Raw genomic sequence first — 21,050 nt, forward strand, 5'->3', positions numbered from 1 at the left:
AAATATAAAAATGAAAATAAAACACCTTATCCTAATCGTAATTATCGGATTCCTTCTCCAATGCAAAAAAAATGAAGATGAAAAAAACTTAAACACTGCCATCATTCTATCTGCCATTCTTTCATCTACTTCCTGCTCTACGGGAGATTTTTTAAATGATCCCTGTGAACAATACAGTGGTGGTGACACTACCACCTTTGATTCTACGGAATCTGCATTCGATTTAGAAGCCGCCAATGTTGTGGATCCAAGACGATCTATCGATTTCCAAGATGGAAATGCAAACTTCAATCGAACTTGGCTACCTACTGGAAATTCTTCTGTAGCAGGACTTGGACCTGTCTTTAACAACCGTTCCTGCCAAGGTTGCCATGTCAAAGATGGAAGAGGTAGACCTCCTGCCGATGGGACAAGTCTTTCTTCTATGCTCATTCGTTTGAGTGTTTCTGGATCCAATCCTACAACAGGTGGCCCCCTTCCCATGACAAACTTCGGAACCCAATTGAATACAGAAGGGATTTTAGAATTTGGAACAGGAACTCAAATTCCTAAAGAAGGAACAGTTACCATTACGTATACGGAGGAACCAGGAAATTTTCCCGATGGAGAATCATATTCCCTGCGGAAACCAAGTTATACGATCACTTGGAATGTGGGAGGCGGCGCGACTCAAATCAATGTCGCCAATCCTGGCCAAGCCTATCATCCAACAAACAATCCTTCAGGAACTTATTTCATTTCACCAAGAACAGCACCAATGCTCCCAGGGCTTGGACTTTTGGAAGCCATTCCTGAATCCACCGTTCGTTCTTTTGTCGATGCCAATGATTCCAATGGAGATGGAATTTCAGGAAGGGCAAACTTGGTTTGGGATACAACACAAGCAAAATCATTTCTCGGACGGTTTGGATGGAAAGCAAACCAACCCAACCTAACACATCAAAACGCAAGTGCTTTTCTTGGTGACATTGGTCTTACAACACCTGTTTTTCCCAGCGAAAACTGTGCCACTGGACAAACAGTCTGCGCAGCAAGTCCATCTGGTAATGGAACAAGCCCCGAAATCTCTAACGAACGTTTGTCGAGAGTTACGTTTTATACAAGTCTTGTGAGTGTTCCCGGTAGACGTGGTTGGAGATCAGAGGATGTGAAAAAAGGAAAAGAACTATTCATTCAAATTGGATGTTCCTCTTGCCATATCCCGAGATTAAAAACGGGAGATCATTCCATTGCAGAAATTTCCAACCAAGAAATACGACCTTATACAGATCTACTTCTCCACGATATGGGAGATGCTTTGAGTGATAATCGTTCTGATTTTTTAGCATCAGGGAATGAGTGGAGGACCACTCCACTTTGGGGACTTGGCCTCATTGAACGAGTGAATGGTCATGAACTTTTGATGCATGATGGAAGAGCTCGGGGAATTCAAGAAGCAATCTTATGGCACGGTGGTGAAGGGGAACAAAGTAAAAACAATTATAAACTTTTACCTAAAGAATCTAGAACAAAGGTCCTCAGTTTTTTAAAATCCCTATGAAACCATTCAATCTTTTATTAAAAATTTTAACCTTTGGATTCTACATTTTGTTATACAACTGTGGAGTGAATTCAGACAAAGCTTCACAAAAAGCACAAATTCTAGGTTTGGTGGATACCTATTTAAAAACTTATAGCACTTCCAGTTTACTCAGTGACGTCACAAACAAACTCATCATTCCTAAATATACAAATTTAGATACAAAAATGTCTGCCTTACAAACGGCCGCTACTACCTATACGACAAACCCTGATGTTACTAATTTAAACTTGGTTAGGAATGCTTGGATTGAAACCGATTTGGCTTATAGAGAAATTGAATGGGCTTATTTTGGTCCGGCTTATATTCCTTATAATGTTTATCTTTACTTGGATAGTTTTTCTAAGTCATTTCCCATTGATCCAACAGCTATCGAATCCAAAATCACTTCCAATTTAGCACCAAATGGTTTACGAGTGGATGGCCTTGATACCGCAGAATATTTACTTTTTAAAGATAACGCCACTACAACCAACACCGCATTTGCTGATACCAACAGAAAAACCTATCTCAATAAACTCATCCAAGATATCAAAACCCAAACAGGTTTACTCCTTTTCCATTGGGACAAATCCAGGGGGTCTTCTTTTTATTATTCTTTTACCAATGCCGGCAAAGGAAGTCGTGATTATCCCAATACAAAAGATGGACTCACCGAGTTAACCAACCAAATGGTGTTTTTCTGTAATACCATTGTTGATATTAAAATTGCAGAACCATCTGGACTCCGAGCCACTAATTTAGGTGTGAAAGATATAAGTAAGGTAGAAACACCGTATGCAAATTTATCCCTTGATTCTTTACTACGAAACTTGCAGGGATTTTCTGATTTGGGAGATGTTGGGTTCTATAAATTCCTTTCACTCCGAAGTGAAACAGTGACACCAAGACTGCAGAGCCAAATCAAAACCACAACTACTGCCGTAACCTTGGTAAAAACGAAATACGGAACCTTTCAAAATGCAATTTTGACGGGTGGAAGTGACGTAGAACTCATGTTAAATGAATTTAAAAAGCTAAGAGTGCTCATCTCTACAGAAGTGATCAGTGCCCTTGGGGGGACCATCGGAGTGAGTTCAAATGATGGCGATTAAAAAAATACACAAGGCCGTTCCTTCTTATTCCTTACATTTCTTTCGCATTGCTTATGGGTTTGCGACTACGATTCTTATCTTTAGATATTTTTATTATGGATGGATTCATTCCTACTTCATCAAACCTACCTTTTTCTTCAAACATTTTGGCTTCGAATGGATTCACCCATTTCCTCCAGTTTTCACCTATCTATTGTTTGTGGTTCTTTTCCTTACGGCTCTTGGGATTTTTTTAGGATACTTTCTCAGATTCAATCTCTTTGTTTTTACCATTGGATTCACATGGTTTCATTTTTCTGATGCCACCATCTATTTGAATCATTATTACCTAATTTCGTTACTTGGTTTTTTATTGTGGTTATCTCCCGTAAGCGAACGAAATCTCCCTCTATGGAAATGGAAGGTTTGGATCCAAACACTGAAACCAATTCCTGAACTTTGGCTTTATGCCTTTCGGCTACAAATGGGACTCATTTATTTTTTTGGAGGAGTTGCTAAACTCCAACCAGATTGGCTACTCGAAGCCCTCCCACTAAAGCTGTGGTTGTACCAATCGGAAGGAAAACTTCCATTCCTCGATCCCATTCTTGGCCTTCCTTTAACTGCTTATGTTTTTTCTTGGATTGGTGTGGTCTTTGATTTAAGTGTTCCATTTTTACTTTGTACAAGAAGATTTCGATTTCCGTCTTGGCTTATTGTATTAATCTTTCACACCTTTACTTCGTTCTTATTTCCAATCGGAATTTTTCCCATTGTTATGAGTTTATCCTCACTAATATTTTTTGAACCTAATTGGCCGATTCTTCTATTAAACAAAGTTTTCAAAAAACAATTCGATCCTTCAGGGGAAATAAATTCTCATACAGATCCAAAACAAAAAATAGTAACTTACCATTTTAGATTCAAAGAATACCTTCTTCTCACCTACCTTATACTACAGATTACGATTCCCTTCCGACATATTTTTTATCCGGGACAAGTGATTTGGACAGAAGAAGCCATTAAGTTTTCGTGGCAGGTGATGGTGGCAGACAAAGTGGGATCTGCAATTTTTTGGATAAACAATCAACCCATTGATCCAAGAGATACACTGACCAACTACCAATATAGAATGATGACCATCCAACCAGAACATATCTTACAGTTTGCAAAGTATTTACAAAAAAAAGAATACGAAAGCTCCGGGAAAAAAAATCTACCTGTGTATGTTCAATCCCATGTTTCAATCAACGGAAAACCAGCAAAACCATTATTTTCACCTAACGAAGATCTAACCAAGATCGAAATTACATTTTTTCCTATGCAAGGACTCATTCGATGATATCTAAATTTGAAAAACTATCATTCTATCTTTTCCTCTCCCTAGTTCTGGACTATCCCATCCTTTCTCAAACGAATACAGAGGATAAAGATTCATTGCCTCAAAAAAAAAGTGAAGGCATTCATGTCATTGGAAATAAAAAAGAAGACTTAAAAAAAATCCCAGGTTCGGCCTACATCATTGATAAAAAATATCTAGAAGAAGCCTCACCTACTGACCCGATGGAAGCACTAAGAAGGTCGCCAGGTGCAAGTGTTCGTTTCCAAGATGCAGCAGGCCTTACACCAAATATTGGTTTTAGGGGTGTAAGCAATGAAGAATCCCGAAAAACTTTAATTTTAGAAGATGGAATACTTACTTCTCTTTCCCCCTATGGACAACCAGAAAGTTATTACTCTCCTTCCATCGAAAGAATGGAAAGGATCGAAATCATCAAAGGGTCTGGTTCCATTTTATTTGGGCCAAATACCATTGGAGGAATTGTAAACTTTGTCACCAAACGACCACCAACCGAATCCACATTTTATACAAAAAATGTCGGTGGAGAAAATGGATATTTATCAACTTATAATTCATATGGCAAAAGTTTTAATTCTAGTTCTTTTGAAGTTTCTTTACTCAGAAAACAAGGGAATGGATTTCGAAATTACCAAAACTTTGATGTCACCGAGGGGAATATCAAATGGATCCAAGATTGGAATGAAAACCATAGCACAACGATTAAGTTAGGTTATCATGTCCAAAATGCTCAGTCCACCTACTTGGGACTTTCACAAGGTTTATTTAGGATGGATCCAAAAATCAATCCGGCTGAGTATGATGAAAAACAATTGAACCGCAGCCAAACGGTGATTTCTCACAATTGGAAACTCGCAGAGGAACATACACTCATCATTCGAGGTTATTTTTCGCAGGCAGAACGGAACTGGGCCAGGCAAGATTTTTTATCTGGTAAATCGTCCTCTGGTGGTTATCTAAACCCACCACAAGATACACTTCGTACGTATTCTCCAGGTATTATTGGAAATCGTCCTGGAGACACAATTTATATGCGTGATTCGTATATAAGCCGTGACCAATCCTTTATGGTGGGTGGTATCGAAACAAAACTAGAATCAAAGTTTTCTACTTTTGGACTCAAACATGAAACAGATTTAGGGGTTCGTATTCATGGAGAAAATAACTTAACACAAACGAATCTTAAAAAAACCGATGATCCATTAGGTTATCTTTCGAAAGCAATCATCCAAGAAGACTCCGTTGTAAACAATTTGGCACAAACTACTTTACCAAATTTTAACCTCAACCGCCAAGAAAGAAAAATTGAATCCTTTGCTGCTTACTTTCAAGATAGAATCCAACTTTCTGAAAACTGGAAACTCATTCCTGGGGTTCGCTTTGAAGAAGTAAGGCAAAAAGCCATTACAACAAGAAGGCAGGCCACACAAGAAGACTATCTCTTAGGTGCTGTTCTTCCGGGTGATGTTTCTGTCAATCGACGTAGTTCCAGTGAATCAAGAACTCATATCATCCTTCCGGGAATGGGGATCACCTACGACATCACTAAAAAATTCATTTGGTTTTCAGGAGCGCACAAAGGGTTTTCACCTCCTACTTTTGGAACCTCATTTAGCCCACAGGGAAATGACTACCGTTTAAAACCAGAAACCTCCACAAATTATGAAACAGGAGTGAGAGGAGACATTACATCCTATTTGTATACAGAACTAGTAGGTTACAAAATGTACTTTCGCGACCAAATCATTAACGTAAACGAAGTTGGTGGAGAAGCAGGAATTAGACCAGCAAACACTGGTTATTCAACTCATACGGGAGGAGAATCTGTTTTTGTTTGGGATCCAGCAAAAATGCAAAAATCAGAATGGCGTGTTCCTATCGAACTCATATATTCTAGAATTGAAGCTAAATCCAGAAGTTTTAATCCTTTTCCCGTATCTCAATCGAGTGACGGAAAAGAAACCATTGAAATCCTACCGGCTTATACGTTGAACAACTACCAATACATTTCCACAGATACAACAGGGAACTACCTACCTTATGTGCCAAAAGAAACCATTACGCTTGCTGTCAGTGTATCTTCACCCCAAGGGTATTATGGAAGGTTAGAATACCAATACATTGGAAAACAATATTCGGATTTATTGAACACAAAAGATGAATCGGAGGATGGAAACAAAGGGATCATACCGAAAGTGGAACTCTGGAACACAAGTTTGGGATACAGATCTCCCGAAAAATGGTCAGTCTTTATCAATGCGAAAAATATCCAAGATAAACAATATGTTTCCGGTAGATTGCCAACGGGAATCCAACCTGGACCATTTCGCCAAATCAATGTTGGTTTTACTTTAGAACTTTAATAAAAAAACAAAATGTAAATCTAGAAAACAAACAAACGTATTTGTATTTTTCTTATTAAAAGTATTTACCATCTCGATCAAAGTTTCCAAGTGCGGAGAGGATTGTTGTTTCCTCCCAAACATCAATCACGGCGCCATTGGATTTCATATACACTAAAACATCCTCTCTGTCTAAAGAAGGAACCTTGGTGAGTTCTCGTAATACAAGGGATAATCTATCTGGATCTCTTTTGTTTGGTGAAAGGGCAGATTCCTTTTTAAAATCAAATCTCTCCCCTAAGTTTTGGCAAAATGTTTCCCAAACTCGAATGGATTCTAATATGGATACCAAGCGCATTCGGTTTTCCATTTCTTTAGGCGTTTGTTCGTTTGACTTTTTAATCCCAGATACCATCATCATGCGGAGATAATAATAAAGAGTATGGCTATTGAGTAAAATTTTACGAATTTCGTTTTCTCTTAGATTGGAAAAAATACCAAGCAGAGTCTGCATGGTCATATTCTTTTCTTCTAATATATCAAAATAAGCTTCCCATGTCTGAGGATCTAAATTGGACAAAAGATGGATTTTAAGAGTCGGATCTCTGTCCATCTCCTCTGCTAAAGATAAAATTCGTAAGCTTTGACCAGAACCAAACAAAGTCCTTACTTGCAAAAAATAGGAATTAGAATCAAAATTACCCGATAAAAATTGTTTTCCGTATCCAAAATAAATAAACTTCATCAGAAGTTCGGGAGTTAGATTTTCATCATTTAAAAAACGTTTCGAACCTTCTTCCGAACGTAACAACCATAAATATTCAAAAACTAAATCACAAAACTCATCTTCAACCAACATATGATCAGCTAAAGACTTTAAATCAGCACCTTGTTCGATGGATTGAAAAAAATCTAATAATTCGTTTGGAGATGCATTTTTCCAGAACTCAGAAGCCTTCCATCTCATGCACAATTTGTAATTGAAACTTTAAGTAGTGTCAATTGAATTTTAGAAATATTCAGAACCTATGATATTAGTATAAGTTCCAGTAACTACTTCGTAATAAAGAATCACAAATTTTACCATTGGCACCTGGATTTATGACAAGCACTCTGTCATCCGTATGAGGAATGGTAAATATCTTTCCATTAGGTGCATAAACAGCGTCTCCCCATTTATTACCTCCAGAAATCCCTGTGCTATATGTAGTGGATGTGAGATTGTCAGGATCAATTGCAATCAATTGGTCAATGTCAGCAGGAATGGTATAAATTTTTCCATCCGCCGCTAATATTCCACCCCTCCATTTTCCTGTATTTGCAATTGGCGAAGGCCATAAACTTATGGAGTCATTTGTTGGATCTAGGATTAAAAAATCAGAATCATCGGAAACAATGGCAAAAATTTTCCCGTTAGGTGTTACGACTGCATGTCTCCACTTATTAGTTGCACTAATTTTTGGTGAAGGAATCAGGTATGACCTTTCAGAGTAAGGATCCAAAACGAAAATGGAATTGGATACCACTGGGAATGCATATATCTTTCCGTTAGGTGCAAGAACTCCACCTTCCCACATATTTGTCTCGGATAAAGGAGAAGGAATGGTTCTAACCGAATCCGTTTTTGGATCAATCACAAGAATTTTGTCCACTCCCATAGGAATTCCATAGATCAGACCATTGGGAGCAAGAACTCCTCCCCTCCACTTTCCAAGTCCCGTTTCTGGAGTTGGCAACGTATAACTTTCATTTGTTTCTGGTTTGATGACTAAAATTTGATTCCCATCTCTTGGGATACCATATATTTTTCCATTCTGAGCAAGCACTCCCCCTTCCCAAAGACCACCCCCACTCGCTCCAGAAGAAAAACTAGAAGTACTATTTGTATTCGGATCGATGACAAGAATATCCGATTGATTGAAGGGCATGGAATAAATTTTTCCGTTATCGGCAAGAACTCCACCAAGCCACTTCGCTAAACCAGTATAGGCCGGGGTAAAGGTAGAAGTAGTGATACTAGTTGAACCTAGGGCTGCTTGTTTTTTCATTTCAGCAGAGACATACTTCCACCGTCTCGGTTGGATCACTGCCAAAGGATCCATTTCACAAATGGAACGATTGGGAGCCACTGAGCCACAAAATTCTCTGTCATCATCGACAAGAATCCTTGCCAAATAAAAATCCTGAAAGGATTCCGAACCAGGGTCACATCCATTTTCTAAACTGGGAAGTTTACAAGAGAGAAAGAGTAAATGGGTACAGAGACTGAACCAGATGAGAGGTAAGGTTAGACGGGGTTTCAATGGGGCAGGTCTCTTCTGGAAGAGAGAGTTTTTATGGATCAATAAATTGTCAAACGAAAGAAATTTACTAAAAAAATCGAGTTGCCACTCTTCTAGCAAACATTACTTTTAGAGTGTACAAATTGTATAGGAGTTTTTTTTTAAATGAAAGTTGATAGTTTCGTTCCTTCTGAAAACTTAAAACCCTATGTACAAAAATATCTGATCATTACAGCAGAAGAAGGAATAGAAAATCGTATCCTTCCCAACCCAAATTTAGTTTTATCTTTTCAACTCAAAGGGAATTTAAAATCGGAAGAATCAAATTCCCTCTATGATTTGCCAAAGGTTGGCCTTGCGGGTTTTCGAAAGTGCGTAAGAACCATCATTTACCCCAAAAACTCATCGGCCCTTCTTGTCCTTTTTTCCGAAGTCGGTGCTTTTACTTTTTTTAAGGAACCAATTTCTGAGTTCTATGGAAAAACAGTCAGTTTGAAGGATTTGTTTTCAGAGTCCATGATCAATAGAATCGAAGAACAATTGTTTGTTTGTAAATCAAACAACGAACGAATTAGTCTAATCGAAAACTTTTTATATCAAATTAAAAAGGATCGAATTATAGATCCCATCATTACGAAAACTCTTCTGAAAATTAAAGAAACCAATGGTAAAATCAAAATAGGAGATATTAGACAAGGTCTTCCCATTAGTATTGATTCTTTAGAGAAAAAATTTAAGGCCTCGATTGGAACTACCTTAAAACATTATTCCAATCTTTTAAGGATTCGGTCTGTCATATCCTCTCATTCACAAAAAACAAACCTAACTGATTTAGCATACGATGCAGGATACTTTGACCAACCCCATTTCAACAAAGAGTTCAAACTCTTTACAGGATCAACACCCAAGGAATATTTTAAAAATCCACAAAACTGGTAACTGGTTTCCCTTTTCTGATTTTTTACAATTCGCATATCCATCTTCGCGGTATCCTAAATTTAGAATCAATTACCATAAAGAGGATATGATGAACCAAATTTTAATCGATCGATTCCGTTTACCAGCAGAGTCAAAAAAAATATTTTTAGAAAGAGTAAAAATCAATCGCGATTTTATTAAAAACATAGATGGATTTTTAGGAGACCAAACCTATATCAGAGAAGAACAAAATAAGATTCAATTTATCACCATTGCCACCTGGAAAGACAAACAGAGTCTAGAAAACGCGAAAACACTGGTTTTTACAGAATATGAAAAACAAGGGTTCGTAATGCCAGAATTTTTAAAAGAAAACTCCATCCAAATCGAAAGAGAAATTTACGAAAAAATGATTTAGTAGTTGAGAATGTGAAAATCTAAAAAATGCCAAAGACAAAATTTGGCATTTTTCACCAAACAAGAGTTTATTGAATCACAAACACAGTTGCAAATATTTATTGACAAATCAAATGTTCTAATATTACAATTCTAAAATAACAGTTGTCAATAGAGTCTCTTTCCAAAAAGTCCAAAGTATCGGTAATCCTATGATGCGAATGTCCCAATTGTTCTATTTTTTCTTCATTCTAATATCCTTTATTTTTTGTAAACCTCCTGAACTTTCGAATTCTTGTGATCCAAAATCTGAGTCCTATTTAAAAGGATCCATCCTTAGGTTTCTAATCAACGATAGTTCTCCTTCTTGTCTACCTGGATTTCCGAAAACTCCCGTTCAAATTTGGGGAGCCCATAGTAGTAACTCCACCAACGTAGACATCAAAGGGATGGTAGTTCATGACAACAAACTTTACTTAGCAGGAGCCTTTCAATTTTTAGGTCCCAATACGGGAGGAGCTGCCATTCTAAATACAACCGATGGATCTTTGTTTGATGCGGGAGTATGTCCTTATTTAGAAGTCCTTAACTTTAGCAATGTAGCCATTTCGGATGAAAGAGGTGGTTTCTATCTAGCTGGAAGTTTTACCCATGTCCAAGGGATTCAAAAACAGAGCCTTGTCCATATTGATTCCAATTGTAAGTTGGATACAAATTTTGATGTGGGAACAGGCGCTGGTGGTGCAGATGTCCGCGACTTATTACTAGTTGGTGAAAAAATATATATCGCTGGGAGTTTTTCCACTTGGAATGGTTCCACTCGTGGATATCTTGCTGCAGTGAATCGTATATCAGGTAATTTAGATACTACTTGGATTGCCAATGCGGATGGAACAGTAGAATCGATCATCGCAGATACTGACGGCATCTTTGTTGCAGGACAATTTTTAAATATCAATGGAAGCGGAATTGGAAGACTATCAAAAATTTCCTATGATACGGGGACTCCCGATCCAAGTTTTTCCCCAAATATAAGTGCTGGAGCCATTCGTACTATTGCGATAGGAAAAGATGCTTCAAACAATAAAGTAGTTTATGCCGGAGGCAGTTTTACTGCTGTTTCTCCTTCGAATGCTAGATCCTTTGAAATGGATGGCAACATGACGGCGTGGAACCCTGCGCCAAACGGGTTAGTGGATGATCTAGTTTATTTAGGATCAAAAGTCTATTTGATTGGCAGTTTTAATCTCTTAGGTGCCACATCCAGAACCAATTTTGCTGCTGTTGATAACAACACTGGTCTTGTTGGTTCTGAAAATTTAATGTTAAATGGTAGCGACACACTAGCATCAATTACCGATTTTGGTGGCAAGATTTACATTCTAGGAAATTTTACTTCTGTCGCTAGTAAACCAAGAAGGTATGGATTTTCTATCGATCCTAATAATGGAAATATTTCTGATTGGAATCCAAGTTTTACAACGAGTTTTTCCTATCCAGGTGGCAGAATTGCATTTTCATCAGATGGATCGAAGGTATTGGTTCCTGGAAATTTTTATAGCGTAAATGTTGTAGAACGAAGTGGATTTGGATCCATTGATTTGATCACAGGGAAAGCCACAGATTTTAATCCACAACTAACAGGAACGATCAATAGTTTACATGTAAGAGATAATATTCTTTTTGCTGGTGGGTCTTTTACTTCTATTCTTAGCCAATCCAGAACCAACTTTTTTGCCTTAAATCTAAACTCATTATCTTTGGAAGGAATGTCTCCCACATTCAATTCCGATATCAATATAGTAACTAGTGATGTAAATTATATCTATACCGGTGGTAATTTTATCAATGTGGCAGGTTCATCTCGTCCATATATCGCACGTTTGGTGCTTGCAAATGGAAGTCTAGACAGCTGGAACCCAAGTGGTGACGCAGTTGTTAATTCCATTTTACCCACAGAAGATAAAATATTTATAGGAGGGTCTTTTACAAGTATCGGTAGTTCAGGTTCTCCCTATTTTTCATCTCTCAATCGGTCGACGGGAATTAATTTACTATTTCCATCCAACGTCAATTTTCCGAATGGAAATGTTGCCTCCATTGCCCAATACCAAAACCAATTTTTTATCGGTGGGGCATTTATTTCCGTCGGAGGACAGGCAACCTCTTACATTAGCGCCTTTGATGGTTCTACAGGTGTATATACACACCAATTATTTACAGCTGATAGCAGTGTTTCTACCATCTCCATTGGAGAGAATGGTAAGGGCATCGTCGGTGGAAGTTTTACCACCATCAATGGATCATCAAAACCAGGATTTGTATTTTATGATTTTCTAAATAAAAAAGTTTTAGATTCCAATCTTCCATCTAATGGAAACGTAAATCTTTCTTTCTCTGTTAAGAATAGGCATTACTTTGGTGGGAAAATCACAGATGTGAACAATAGACCCAAAGGCGGATATTTTATATGGGATTTATGAGATTAAATCAGATCTCCTAATTTCAACTAACTATGAATCAACTAACATCAAAGCCAATTTAAACTTTTATTTTTTTCAATAAATTAATTTCCAAAGATTCTATCAGAATGGCAGGATCTTAAATAATTTCTACTGATTTTGATTTGACATGGTTAAAATGTTCACCCTATATTTACGTGAAATGTACCTACGAATCGGATTTCTTTTCATCTTTTTAGTAAGTTTCCAATCCCCGCTTCTTCCTTGTGAACCATTTGACCCAGTTTCTCTCAAACCCACGGATGCATCCAGAGAAGATAAGGATTTTTTCTCCTTCAAACAAAAATTGGAAAAAGCAATCCAAGAAAAAAACATTCAGTTTATTGAATCAGTCATTGATCCACAAATCTCGTTTGCTTTCTCGGAAGAGGGAATGGGGAAATCCAATTTTTTAAAACATTGGAAACTAAAACAAAATCCAAAAAATCCGGAATTCTGGAACGAACTTTCCCAAACAGTTAATTTAGGTTTTACATTCAAAGATCAAATTTGGTCGGCCCCTTTTTTATTCAATCAAACACCCGAATCCATTGACCAATACTCATATTCACTCATCACGGGCAGTGTAGTGAATGTCCGTGACAAACCATCCACCAAAGGAAAAATACTAACGCAACTTAGCTGGGAATTTGTAAAAAACGAATACGATGAGACAAATTCTAAACCAAGTTCGAAGGAACCATGTAACTTCAAAAAAGTTTGTATTTCGGACGGACAAATCGGATACATTTGCGAACAATATTTACGAAGCCCTTTAGGTTATCGAGTTGGATTTTCAAAGAAAAAGAGCGCTTGGTCTATGATATTTTTTGTTGAAGGCGGAGATTAATATATATTTTAATTTTAAACAACGAGAGGGATCTTATTCATTTCAATCACCAAGATCCCCTGCTTTTCACTGATCGATCACTCTAATTCCAATTCTTTAAAACAACTCCTTCTCATTTTTAGATTTTCACCTATGATTCGTTAGCCGAAAAAAGACATTTCCGAAAAATCCTAAACCACCAAATGAACATCATAAACTAAACGTTCGAAATTCGAATGATCTTTTTGTTAAATTCTGATTTCAATTGAGTGAAAAAGAAATTAAATTCGAAAAACCAAAGTCTTCTATATCCATTGCAAACAATCATTATAAATCATTCAAAAAATGATTTGCGTTGATTTTAAAATAGAAATTTAAACTTTGTGATAAATTCTGCTATTTGCAGACAATCAAATCTATGAATCAATTAACCGCATGGTCCAAATCAATCCAATTTACACTTGGACTACAGAGCCAGGACGATTCCCTTCCTGATATCAAAGAAATCTTAATTCCAATCCGTAACGGTAATTTACGAACAGATTGTTACTTTCCGAAATCAAAATCTCTCGGTACGATTGTTACAATCAATGGTTTGGCTCCTTTGGGAAACAGAGACCCCAGGTTTATCATTGTCAACAAAAGCCTACAAAAGATTGGTTATACGGTCGTTAGCCCTTTTTATGATGAAATTTGTGACTATAAAATTTCCCTTCGCAATATAGAGGATATTAAAGACTCAATTTTATTTATCTCAAAACAAAAAGAAATTTCACCCTCTGGAAAAGTTTCTATTTTTTCCCCTTCCTTTTCGGGATCACTTAGTCTGATTGCTGCCAGTGACAATCAAATTGCAGACAGGATTAATTGTATTTGTACAATAGGAGCTTATGCAAAAGTCGATGATATTATCGGAAATTTATTTGCTAACCAAAACTTAGATGAATATGGTCGGATGATTCTTTTACTTAACTTTCTCCCAATTTCCATTGGAAAAAATGAAAGTCTTTTTAAGGCCATCAAATTGACCATCTTAGATAATTATTACAAATCCAAAGATCTTTATTTAAAACCTCATTATCAAAAAATGAAAAATGCAGATCGATTGTTTTTTGATCAGCTAAAAAATGATCCAGAATTTAGAATCAAACATTGGAATGTAGTTCTAAAAAAAGGTGGGAAAAATCGTGAATTACTTACGGCATTATCGGTTACAAACCATATCTCCAATTTAAAATTACCAATTTTATTGATTCACGGTTTAAAAGATGATGTTGTGCCTGCAACCGAGTCTGTCATATTACACAAAAGGTTAATCGCACAAGGTGTAGATAGTAAACTATGTGTGACCACTCTCATCTCCCATGGGGATACTGGATTTAATCTAATGACCTTATTGGAGCTTCCGAAATTGATTTCATCTTTTTCTTTCTTTTTTTCAAAAGCCTTTGATCAGAAAAAATAAATCCTATTCCAAACACAGTTATATAGTCAACAGACACCTATTTGATAGAGGAGAATGATCATTTGTTCATTTCAAATGAGTTCACTACCTCTTTCCTAAAATTTGAATTCGTTCTTGGTGACCAGGATATACAAATTTCAGTTGGTTTGTGTTTTCCAAACGTTTTAAATAATCCAAACTTTTTTGATTGAGTTTATGATCAGAAGTAAAAGTCCCTGGTGTTACTCCTTCTTTCCAACCCCACTGCGTATGGCAAGAATCTCCTAATACTAAATGAGCCCCATCTTTGGCTGGAATGAAAAATGCTAAACTTCCTGGCGTATGGCCCGGAACAGAAATCACATAAAAACTTTCATCGCCAAAAAAATCCAAAACACCGATCTCACTTGGTTCTTTACCAAAATCGAGTTGGAATAAATTTGGATTTTCTCCTAACAAACGATTTGTGGATCCTTGAACAAATAAGTTTATGAATTGTTTTTTAGTAACCTCACCTGGACCCACATAAAAAGGCACAGACCGATCCAACTCATAAGCTCCGAGGGTATGATCTAAATGCAAATGAGTGAAAAAGATACCCTTTACATCTATTTTATTTTTACTCAAATAAACTTTGGTTGTTTCGTAGATTTTTAGTTTAGAAAAATGCAATTGAGATTCTACTATGGAATTGATAGGTATCTCATTCTTATCTTTGGTAAAAATGTCACCCACTCCTGAATCGATCAGAAAAGTCCCATACTTCGGGTGTTTGATGAGATAAAAATAAATCGAAATAGGTTCTAAACGATCCTTTAAACCAGCAGCTTTTGCCTTAGGATTCTCCAAATCTAAAAGTCCTGCGAGTGAAGTTTCCCAATCCGCCGCTTTGATTACTTGGAATTCAATCCATGTTTTTGGTTTTGGAGAAAGGGGGATTTCTTCTGTAAGCTTCTCTGCCAAAAATGGTTTCACCTGATGAGAGGTTACCTGGCAAGTTAGGGTCAGAACAATAAGAAAGAAAGTGAATGCTAGGCGTTGGAACACAGTATACCTCCGTCAGCCAAAATCCCAAGATAAAAATTCCCAATGGATTGATCCATCACTTTAGATCTCTCGGGGAATTACTCCCAGGCACAGCCAGAGTTGCTGCCCCATTATCACCTAATATAAATAAAATATTTGAGAACCAATTCCAAAAAGAAAAACCCCGCCAAAGGCGAGGTTCTTAAATTCCTGTGTGAAGAAAGCATTTTGTTTCCGATCCACAAAGGATATATTAAACTAAATAATTTTAAAATCGGTAAGAAACTTCAAATCCAATCTGTCTACGAATGTCTTTGTTCTCAGGAAAAGGGCCAAATCCCGGCTGACTTCCCAATATAAAAGGTAAAAAATTGATACTGCTTGATGATCCACCCAATAGGGTTAAGATATTTCCGGCTTCTTTTACCTTGCTATCTACCACTCGATGGGTCGCTTCCGTATGTGAATAATTTAATCCAAAACTTACGTTTTCAGAAATATTGAATCTGTATCCAATACTGATTCGACTTCCAACTAACTCTGAATCCACTTTTCCTTTGATTTTGTTTTCAAAAGGAAACGCTATTGTAGGTGTAAGCACGAACAATGAAGAAGTTTTATTTTCGTAATTTCCACTATTGGCAACACTTTTGAGATATTCATATCCGAGACTGATGTTATGTCCTTCTGCGATTTTTAAGTTATATCCTAAACCTAAGATGGCATTTAGATAAGCTTCATTATAAGTAAGTTTTTCAATGGAACTTGCTCCTGCACCACTGGAAAAAGCTGTTGTCCCATTCGTAGTTGTGGAAGAGTTAGTAAAATAATATGGAGATTTTGATTTCACTTCGTTTCCATAAATTTCACCGCCAAGTCTGAGTGCTAATCCTTCTAAGAATTTATTCCCAGAGTCATGAAATATATATATATTCTCAGCAAGTTTGATATTTGCAGTTTGCAGACGGTTAGAGGTAAATTCACTAGCGACAAAACTTTCAGATCCGATTGTCACTGCGGAAGAACCAGAACCAAGCCGAGCTGTTGAGTTACTGTAATCACCGGAAAAAATAGAATCTGCAAACAGGGTAGCAAATGAAATGCCGAAGTCAGTCCCTAAAAGACCACTGTGACGAGCGTTGATTCCAAATTCAACTCCCTTCCCTTTAAATTTATTGGTGGCTGGAATGCTAAAACTTGTGGTTCCACCTACCAAACGATTGACGATTAAAGAATTTTGCATTGTCAATCCGTTCTTTAATGTAGCGGAATCCACGGTTAAGTCAACGCCTCGGAGATAAATGACCTTCTCCTTACCTACTTCCGCATATATCGCAATATTCGCTATCACCAATATAAATAATATTAACTTTTTCATATATTCTAATTACCCACTGATTTTTATAGCAAACTATTTTTAAATAGTAACGATTGTCAAATGATTTAAGCCTAACAAAAATAAATTATAAAAATTTAACGACTCTTAAGCTAAAAAAACAACAATTGTTCGTTAGTTTTTGAGTGTTCTAATTCTAGCGGAATCGCCAAAGCCAAAAGAATAGAAAGCCTCAAACCAGGAGCGTTATTTGCGAAAAGTGAACTAATTCAAAATAAAATAGGGAAATAAGGGAATTTCGTTTTCAATCAGTTTGGATGTGGTATAGGGGAAATTCGCACATCCCACGAGCCACACCCCTCCACCCTAACTCGGGCGGGGGATTTTAGATTCGCAACCACATTATGTCGCATTATTCAAGATCACAATCCTTCCCTCTTTTAACCCGCGCCTCCAATGAATCGTTTCATTATTTGCGAAATTTTCCCAAAAAATGAATTGGCTTCATTTATAATCGACGCCGAGAGTCATTCAGGCCAGAGTTTTTTAATCATGTATAGCGAACAGGGCCTGAATCTCACGTTACTCATTTGGAATAGCTCCATTGCCATTCTAGTGGTAGCATTTGTTTGTTACCTGGCAAGTTTTCGCCAAACCATTCTTTTGATGTTGGTCATGGCATTTGCACTGTTAGCTGGCATTCAATTTATCTTTGACCCTCATCATAACCTGATTGAAATCTTGAGTTTTATCAAGTTTATGCTGCTTCTCCCCTTTGGCTTAGGAGCAGTCCTCATCTTTGCTAGTTTTTCCGAAGACAAACAACAAAGGTTCCTGCTTTGGTTTTCCCGTTATATCAACTTTGCCGTGGTGGCCAATATCTTCGCTATGGTTTTCGCACCCGACGGCGACACTTACCGCGGATACTTGAGTCGCGTTGTATGTCTTGTCCTCCTCATTTGGTTGTTCCAAGAAATGGCAAAAGAACGGTTCCAGACAACAAAGTTTGACCGTAAATTTTTTATCTTTCGGTCCTCACCTTTAAAATGGATTTATTGTCACGCTGCTTATCGCATCGCACTTTTATCACTACCAACCTTTAATAGTATACAATACTTGCTTCTGGAACCATTGAGTCTTCTCGTTATGGTCGTCCTCCATCGTTTGCATAAAAAGCGCTATCCTCTCCATTATTATTTTGGTTTTGCGGACACAATCGTTGTCACAACCTTAACCCTGCTGGCTCGGTATCCGATCCTACCACCATTTGAAATCAAAGGTTATTATATAACCAATCTACAAAAATATCAGTGGGATATGATATTCCTTCCGATCCAACTTGCTGTCATCGGATTTGCAATCAGGGCGATATTTAAAAACACAACCCGACCACAAGCAAACACACTAACCACATTAAAAACGCCGCATGTTCCTTACGAGGATGCTAAATTAACAATGACTAAAGATTGAAATTATCCGATCCAACCATCCTTTAACTTTAAATAGGTTAGTATTGGTATAAGTTTGATGACTTTCCAAAAGGTGAAAACTTTTAGAATAAAAAACTGTATTTTGGAAACAAGATTGTCGGTTAAGGAGAATTAAGGTATAGGAGAAATTTGCACCTTCCCACGAGCCACTCCCCTCCACCCTAACTCGGGAGGGGTTTGTGGACTCACAGCCGTATTATGTCCCATCCCAACCACCCATCTTTACATAAAAACCCCGCTAAACTAGCGAGGTTTGTCAGTGAACAATGGTTAATGTTTTAGTATTTATGACTTAACTTTTACAATATACACCGTAGCGTGACGACAATTCTAGCAAAGGTAGTTGGTTTCCTTTACAAAAGGAGGTGATCGAGTCGCGATTTTTAAGTTATAACTAGAATATTTTCTTACGGAAAATATTCTGTGGTTACCTTGTTAAAACCTAACACTAACAAGAGTTTCACTTTAAAAGCGCCTCCCCCATTCGTTATGCGGGGATAATGGGCGAGCCCCCAAACCAACTTAGCTATTTCAAAATGAATTATTAATATAGAAAAAATTGATCTATTATTTGGGGTCGGGCTATTCAGGGCTTCGGTCGCAAAGCGACCGCTAACGCGCCCTTTCTATCCCTCTCCCATTCTTCTGTAAACTTCGTAACTCAGGGCCAATTTCAAATTCTTAATAATTATGGATTTTTTGATTTTATCATAAAAATATATTCTATTATAATTCGACTTGATTTAATTTTACGTATCTTCTTTTAGAATTGAGAGATAGAAATTGTAAAATATTGACTATAAGAAATCCACGATTAGGTTCCCTTACAAGTCTATCGAGAAACTCATACTAAATTTCTAGCTGATGAAACTTTAACAAAATACTCTTTTCCCATTTTTTCTGTAACTGGGGACAAACATCAGAATATTACCTCACAGGTAATCGACTGACCTTTATATCAGCATATAATGAAACTCTATGGAGAACAGTATATGAACCAATATTCCCTCTTAAAAAACACCTTCTTAATCAATGGATTTCTGTCTGCAATGACAGGACTTATTTGTTTGTTTCTTTCCGATTATCTATCCACACTATTCGGAAATATTTCGAGCTTGTATCTGGAAGTAATTGGAGGAGGACTTGTCGTTTTCGGAAGTTTTGTATTTTTTATAGGAAAAAAGGAAAAGCCGAATCTTATGATTGCGCATATCATTTTTTATTTGGATGTAGTTTGGGTTTTGGGAACGACGGGACTTCTCGCATTGTTTTTTGAAAGTATCCACATTCGAGGATTCGCATTCGCTACCGCAGTCGGACTAGCGGTATTGGGGTTTGCAATTTTTGAATTCAAAGGGATAAAAAAGATAGAAACTAAAAAATAATACGTATTTAATTTCCTATGGCAGATGCGAGATGAGACATCGTTTCCGCTGTTTCTTTGTTATTCGGGAAAAAAGTTTCAATCTTTAATTCTTGTAATCCGACGTCCAAAGGAGTTCCAAACGAGGAAATCACCGATAAAAAAGACAAAACCTTTCCTTCAAAGGAAACATCAATGCTGATGAGTGGTAAATTTTCTTTAGGAACAAACTCAATTTGATCTTGGGGTAAAAAAGAGGTAATCTTTTGATACAACTCGAAATTTTCCTTTTTGCCAAGTCTTGCTTCCTGTCGCAATCTTCCCAATAAATAAGCGGAAACTTCTTCCCAGTTGATCAAATACTTTCTGAAACCGTCAGGGTGAAAAATCAATTCCATAAGATTTTGACCAATCGTAAACGATCCAGGAAATAAATGAGAGAACAGAAGTCCCGCAGAATGATTCATTCTAAGTACTTTCCAACTTGAATTGATTAGAATTGCTGGATAAGGTTCTTGTTGTTTCAGAATGAAATGAATGGCATCTGAAACTGATTTCATTGAAGGATCGTCAATTTTCTGATCAGAATAAGATGGAGAAAGACCAGCACCTAACATTAATAAATTTCTTTCACGGAATGGAATGTCCAATACATCCGAAAGTCGATGAATCATTTCTTTGCTAGGATTTGCCCTTCCGGTTTCCAGAAAGCTGATGTGTTTGCTTGAAATTTCCGCATCCAAAGCCAATTCCAGTTGGCTTTTTTTACGAAGTTTTCTCCATTCCCTTAATTGGTCACCGAATCCGTTTTTCATCTGGAATCCATTATCATGAGAATCATTAATTTCATCAAGACCACTACCAATGTAAAAAGTAAGTTTTTCAAAAATGAACTCACTCATATAGGCAGAATACAAAACCGTATCTTTACATAAAAAAACCCCGCTAAACTAGCGAGGTTTCAAAGTAACAATGGTTAAAGAATTTAGTCTTTAAGACTAACTTTTACAATATACAACGTAGCGTGACGACAATCCTAACGAAAGGTAATTGGTTTCCTTTATAAAAGGAGGTGATCCAGCCGCACCTTCCGATACGGCTACCTTGTTAC

Annotated in this window: 16 protein-coding genes; 11 read left to right on the forward strand and 5 right to left on the reverse strand. The window is 37.0% G+C overall.

Features of this window, described 5'->3' with window-relative positions; translation table 11 throughout:
• Positions 1-10 precede the first annotated feature (10 nt).
• From EHQ24_RS05920 to EHQ24_RS05935, 4 genes are read left to right on the forward strand one after another with little or no spacing between them, the layout of a single operon-like run.
• Positions 11-1,540: a di-heme oxidoreductase family protein gene (locus tag EHQ24_RS05920; protein WP_135600721.1), complete on the forward strand. Its 1,530-nt coding sequence runs from the start codon at positions 11-13 to the stop codon at positions 1,538-1,540.
• Entirely contained in the window at positions 1,537-2,673 is a 1,137-nt protein-coding gene (locus EHQ24_RS05925; protein WP_135600722.1) for an imelysin family protein, read from the forward strand. Before EHQ24_RS05920 ends, EHQ24_RS05925 begins: the two co-directional genes overlap by 4 nt.
• Positions 2,663-3,994 (forward strand): HTTM domain-containing protein, encoded by a 1,332-nt coding sequence (locus EHQ24_RS05930; protein WP_135600723.1) that lies wholly within the window; start codon positions 2,663-2,665, stop codon positions 3,992-3,994. The genes EHQ24_RS05925 and EHQ24_RS05930 overlap by 11 nt, the downstream gene beginning before the upstream one ends.
• On the forward strand, positions 3,991-6,375 hold the full coding sequence (locus EHQ24_RS05935) for a TonB-dependent receptor family protein (RefSeq protein WP_135600724.1): 2,385 nt from the start codon (positions 3,991-3,993) through the stop codon (positions 6,373-6,375). The genes EHQ24_RS05930 and EHQ24_RS05935 overlap by 4 nt, the downstream gene beginning before the upstream one ends.
• A 55-nt stretch (positions 6,376-6,430) precedes the next feature.
• On the opposite strand, the gene EHQ24_RS05940 is transcribed toward EHQ24_RS05935, so the two are convergent.
• Positions 6,431-7,321, reverse strand: coding sequence for an LBF_1199 family protein (locus EHQ24_RS05940; protein WP_135600725.1), 891 nt, complete (start codon positions 7,319-7,321; stop codon positions 6,431-6,433).
• A gap of 67 nt (positions 7,322-7,388) precedes the next feature.
• Positions 7,389-8,657: an NHL repeat-containing protein gene (locus EHQ24_RS05945; protein WP_135600726.1), complete on the reverse strand. Its 1,269-nt coding sequence runs from the start codon at positions 8,655-8,657 to the stop codon at positions 7,389-7,391.
• A 144-nt stretch (positions 8,658-8,801) separates the two neighbouring features.
• On the opposite strand from EHQ24_RS05945, the gene EHQ24_RS05950 reads away from it, so the two are divergent.
• The 5 genes from EHQ24_RS05950 to EHQ24_RS05970 all read left to right on the forward strand — a co-directional run bounded on the left by EHQ24_RS05950 (position 8,802) and on the right by EHQ24_RS05970 (position 14,745).
• Positions 8,802-9,575 (forward strand): helix-turn-helix domain-containing protein, encoded by a 774-nt coding sequence (locus EHQ24_RS05950; protein ID WP_135600727.1) that lies wholly within the window; start codon positions 8,802-8,804, stop codon positions 9,573-9,575.
• 88 nt (positions 9,576-9,663) lie between these two features.
• The gene (locus tag EHQ24_RS05955) at positions 9,664-9,972 is read left to right on the forward strand and encodes an antibiotic biosynthesis monooxygenase family protein (RefSeq protein ID WP_135600728.1); all 309 of its coding nucleotides are present in this window, start codon (positions 9,664-9,666) and stop codon (positions 9,970-9,972) included.
• A gap of 199 nt (positions 9,973-10,171) precedes the next feature.
• Positions 10,172-12,433, forward strand: coding sequence for an autotransporter outer membrane beta-barrel domain-containing protein (locus tag EHQ24_RS05960; RefSeq protein WP_167483053.1), 2,262 nt, complete (start codon positions 10,172-10,174; stop codon positions 12,431-12,433).
• A 157-nt stretch (positions 12,434-12,590) separates the two neighbouring features.
• Positions 12,591-13,301 carry an SH3 domain-containing protein gene (locus EHQ24_RS05965; RefSeq protein WP_244310306.1) on the forward strand — a complete coding sequence of 237 codons (711 nt, stop codon included), beginning with the start codon at positions 12,591-12,593 and terminating at the stop codon, positions 13,299-13,301.
• A gap of 397 nt (positions 13,302-13,698) precedes the next feature.
• The gene (locus tag EHQ24_RS05970) at positions 13,699-14,745 is read left to right on the forward strand and encodes an alpha/beta hydrolase (RefSeq protein ID WP_135600731.1); all 1,047 of its coding nucleotides are present in this window, start codon (positions 13,699-13,701) and stop codon (positions 14,743-14,745) included.
• An 84-nt stretch (positions 14,746-14,829) separates the two neighbouring features.
• Here the strand turns inward: EHQ24_RS05970 and EHQ24_RS05975 are convergent, their stop codons facing one another.
• Positions 14,830-15,771: an MBL fold metallo-hydrolase gene (locus EHQ24_RS05975; protein WP_135600732.1), complete on the reverse strand. Its 942-nt coding sequence runs from the start codon at positions 15,769-15,771 to the stop codon at positions 14,830-14,832.
• A 247-nt stretch (positions 15,772-16,018) separates the two neighbouring features.
• The gene (locus tag EHQ24_RS05980; protein WP_135600733.1) at positions 16,019-17,128 is read right to left on the reverse strand and encodes a hypothetical protein; all 1,110 of its coding nucleotides are present in this window, start codon (positions 17,126-17,128) and stop codon (positions 16,019-16,021) included.
• Positions 17,129-17,638: 510 nt separating this feature from the next.
• On the opposite strand from EHQ24_RS05980, the gene EHQ24_RS05985 reads away from it, so the two are divergent.
• Positions 17,639-18,556 (forward strand): hypothetical protein, encoded by a 918-nt coding sequence (locus EHQ24_RS05985; protein WP_244310308.1) that lies wholly within the window; start codon positions 17,639-17,641, stop codon positions 18,554-18,556.
• 1,012 nt (positions 18,557-19,568) lie between these two features.
• Positions 19,569-19,961, forward strand: coding sequence for a hypothetical protein (locus tag EHQ24_RS05990; RefSeq protein WP_135600734.1), 393 nt, complete (start codon positions 19,569-19,571; stop codon positions 19,959-19,961).
• A gap of 7 nt (positions 19,962-19,968) precedes the next feature.
• Here the strand turns inward: EHQ24_RS05990 and EHQ24_RS05995 are convergent, their stop codons facing one another.
• On the reverse strand, positions 19,969-20,841 hold the full coding sequence (locus EHQ24_RS05995) for a helix-turn-helix domain-containing protein (RefSeq protein WP_135600735.1): 873 nt from the start codon (positions 20,839-20,841) through the stop codon (positions 19,969-19,971).
• Positions 20,842-21,050: the final 209 nt, after the last annotated feature.

Origin of the sequence: Leptospira noumeaensis, assembly GCF_004770765.1 — a bacterium.
GTDB lineage: Bacteria > Spirochaetota > Leptospiria > Leptospirales > Leptospiraceae > Leptospira_A > Leptospira_A noumeaensis.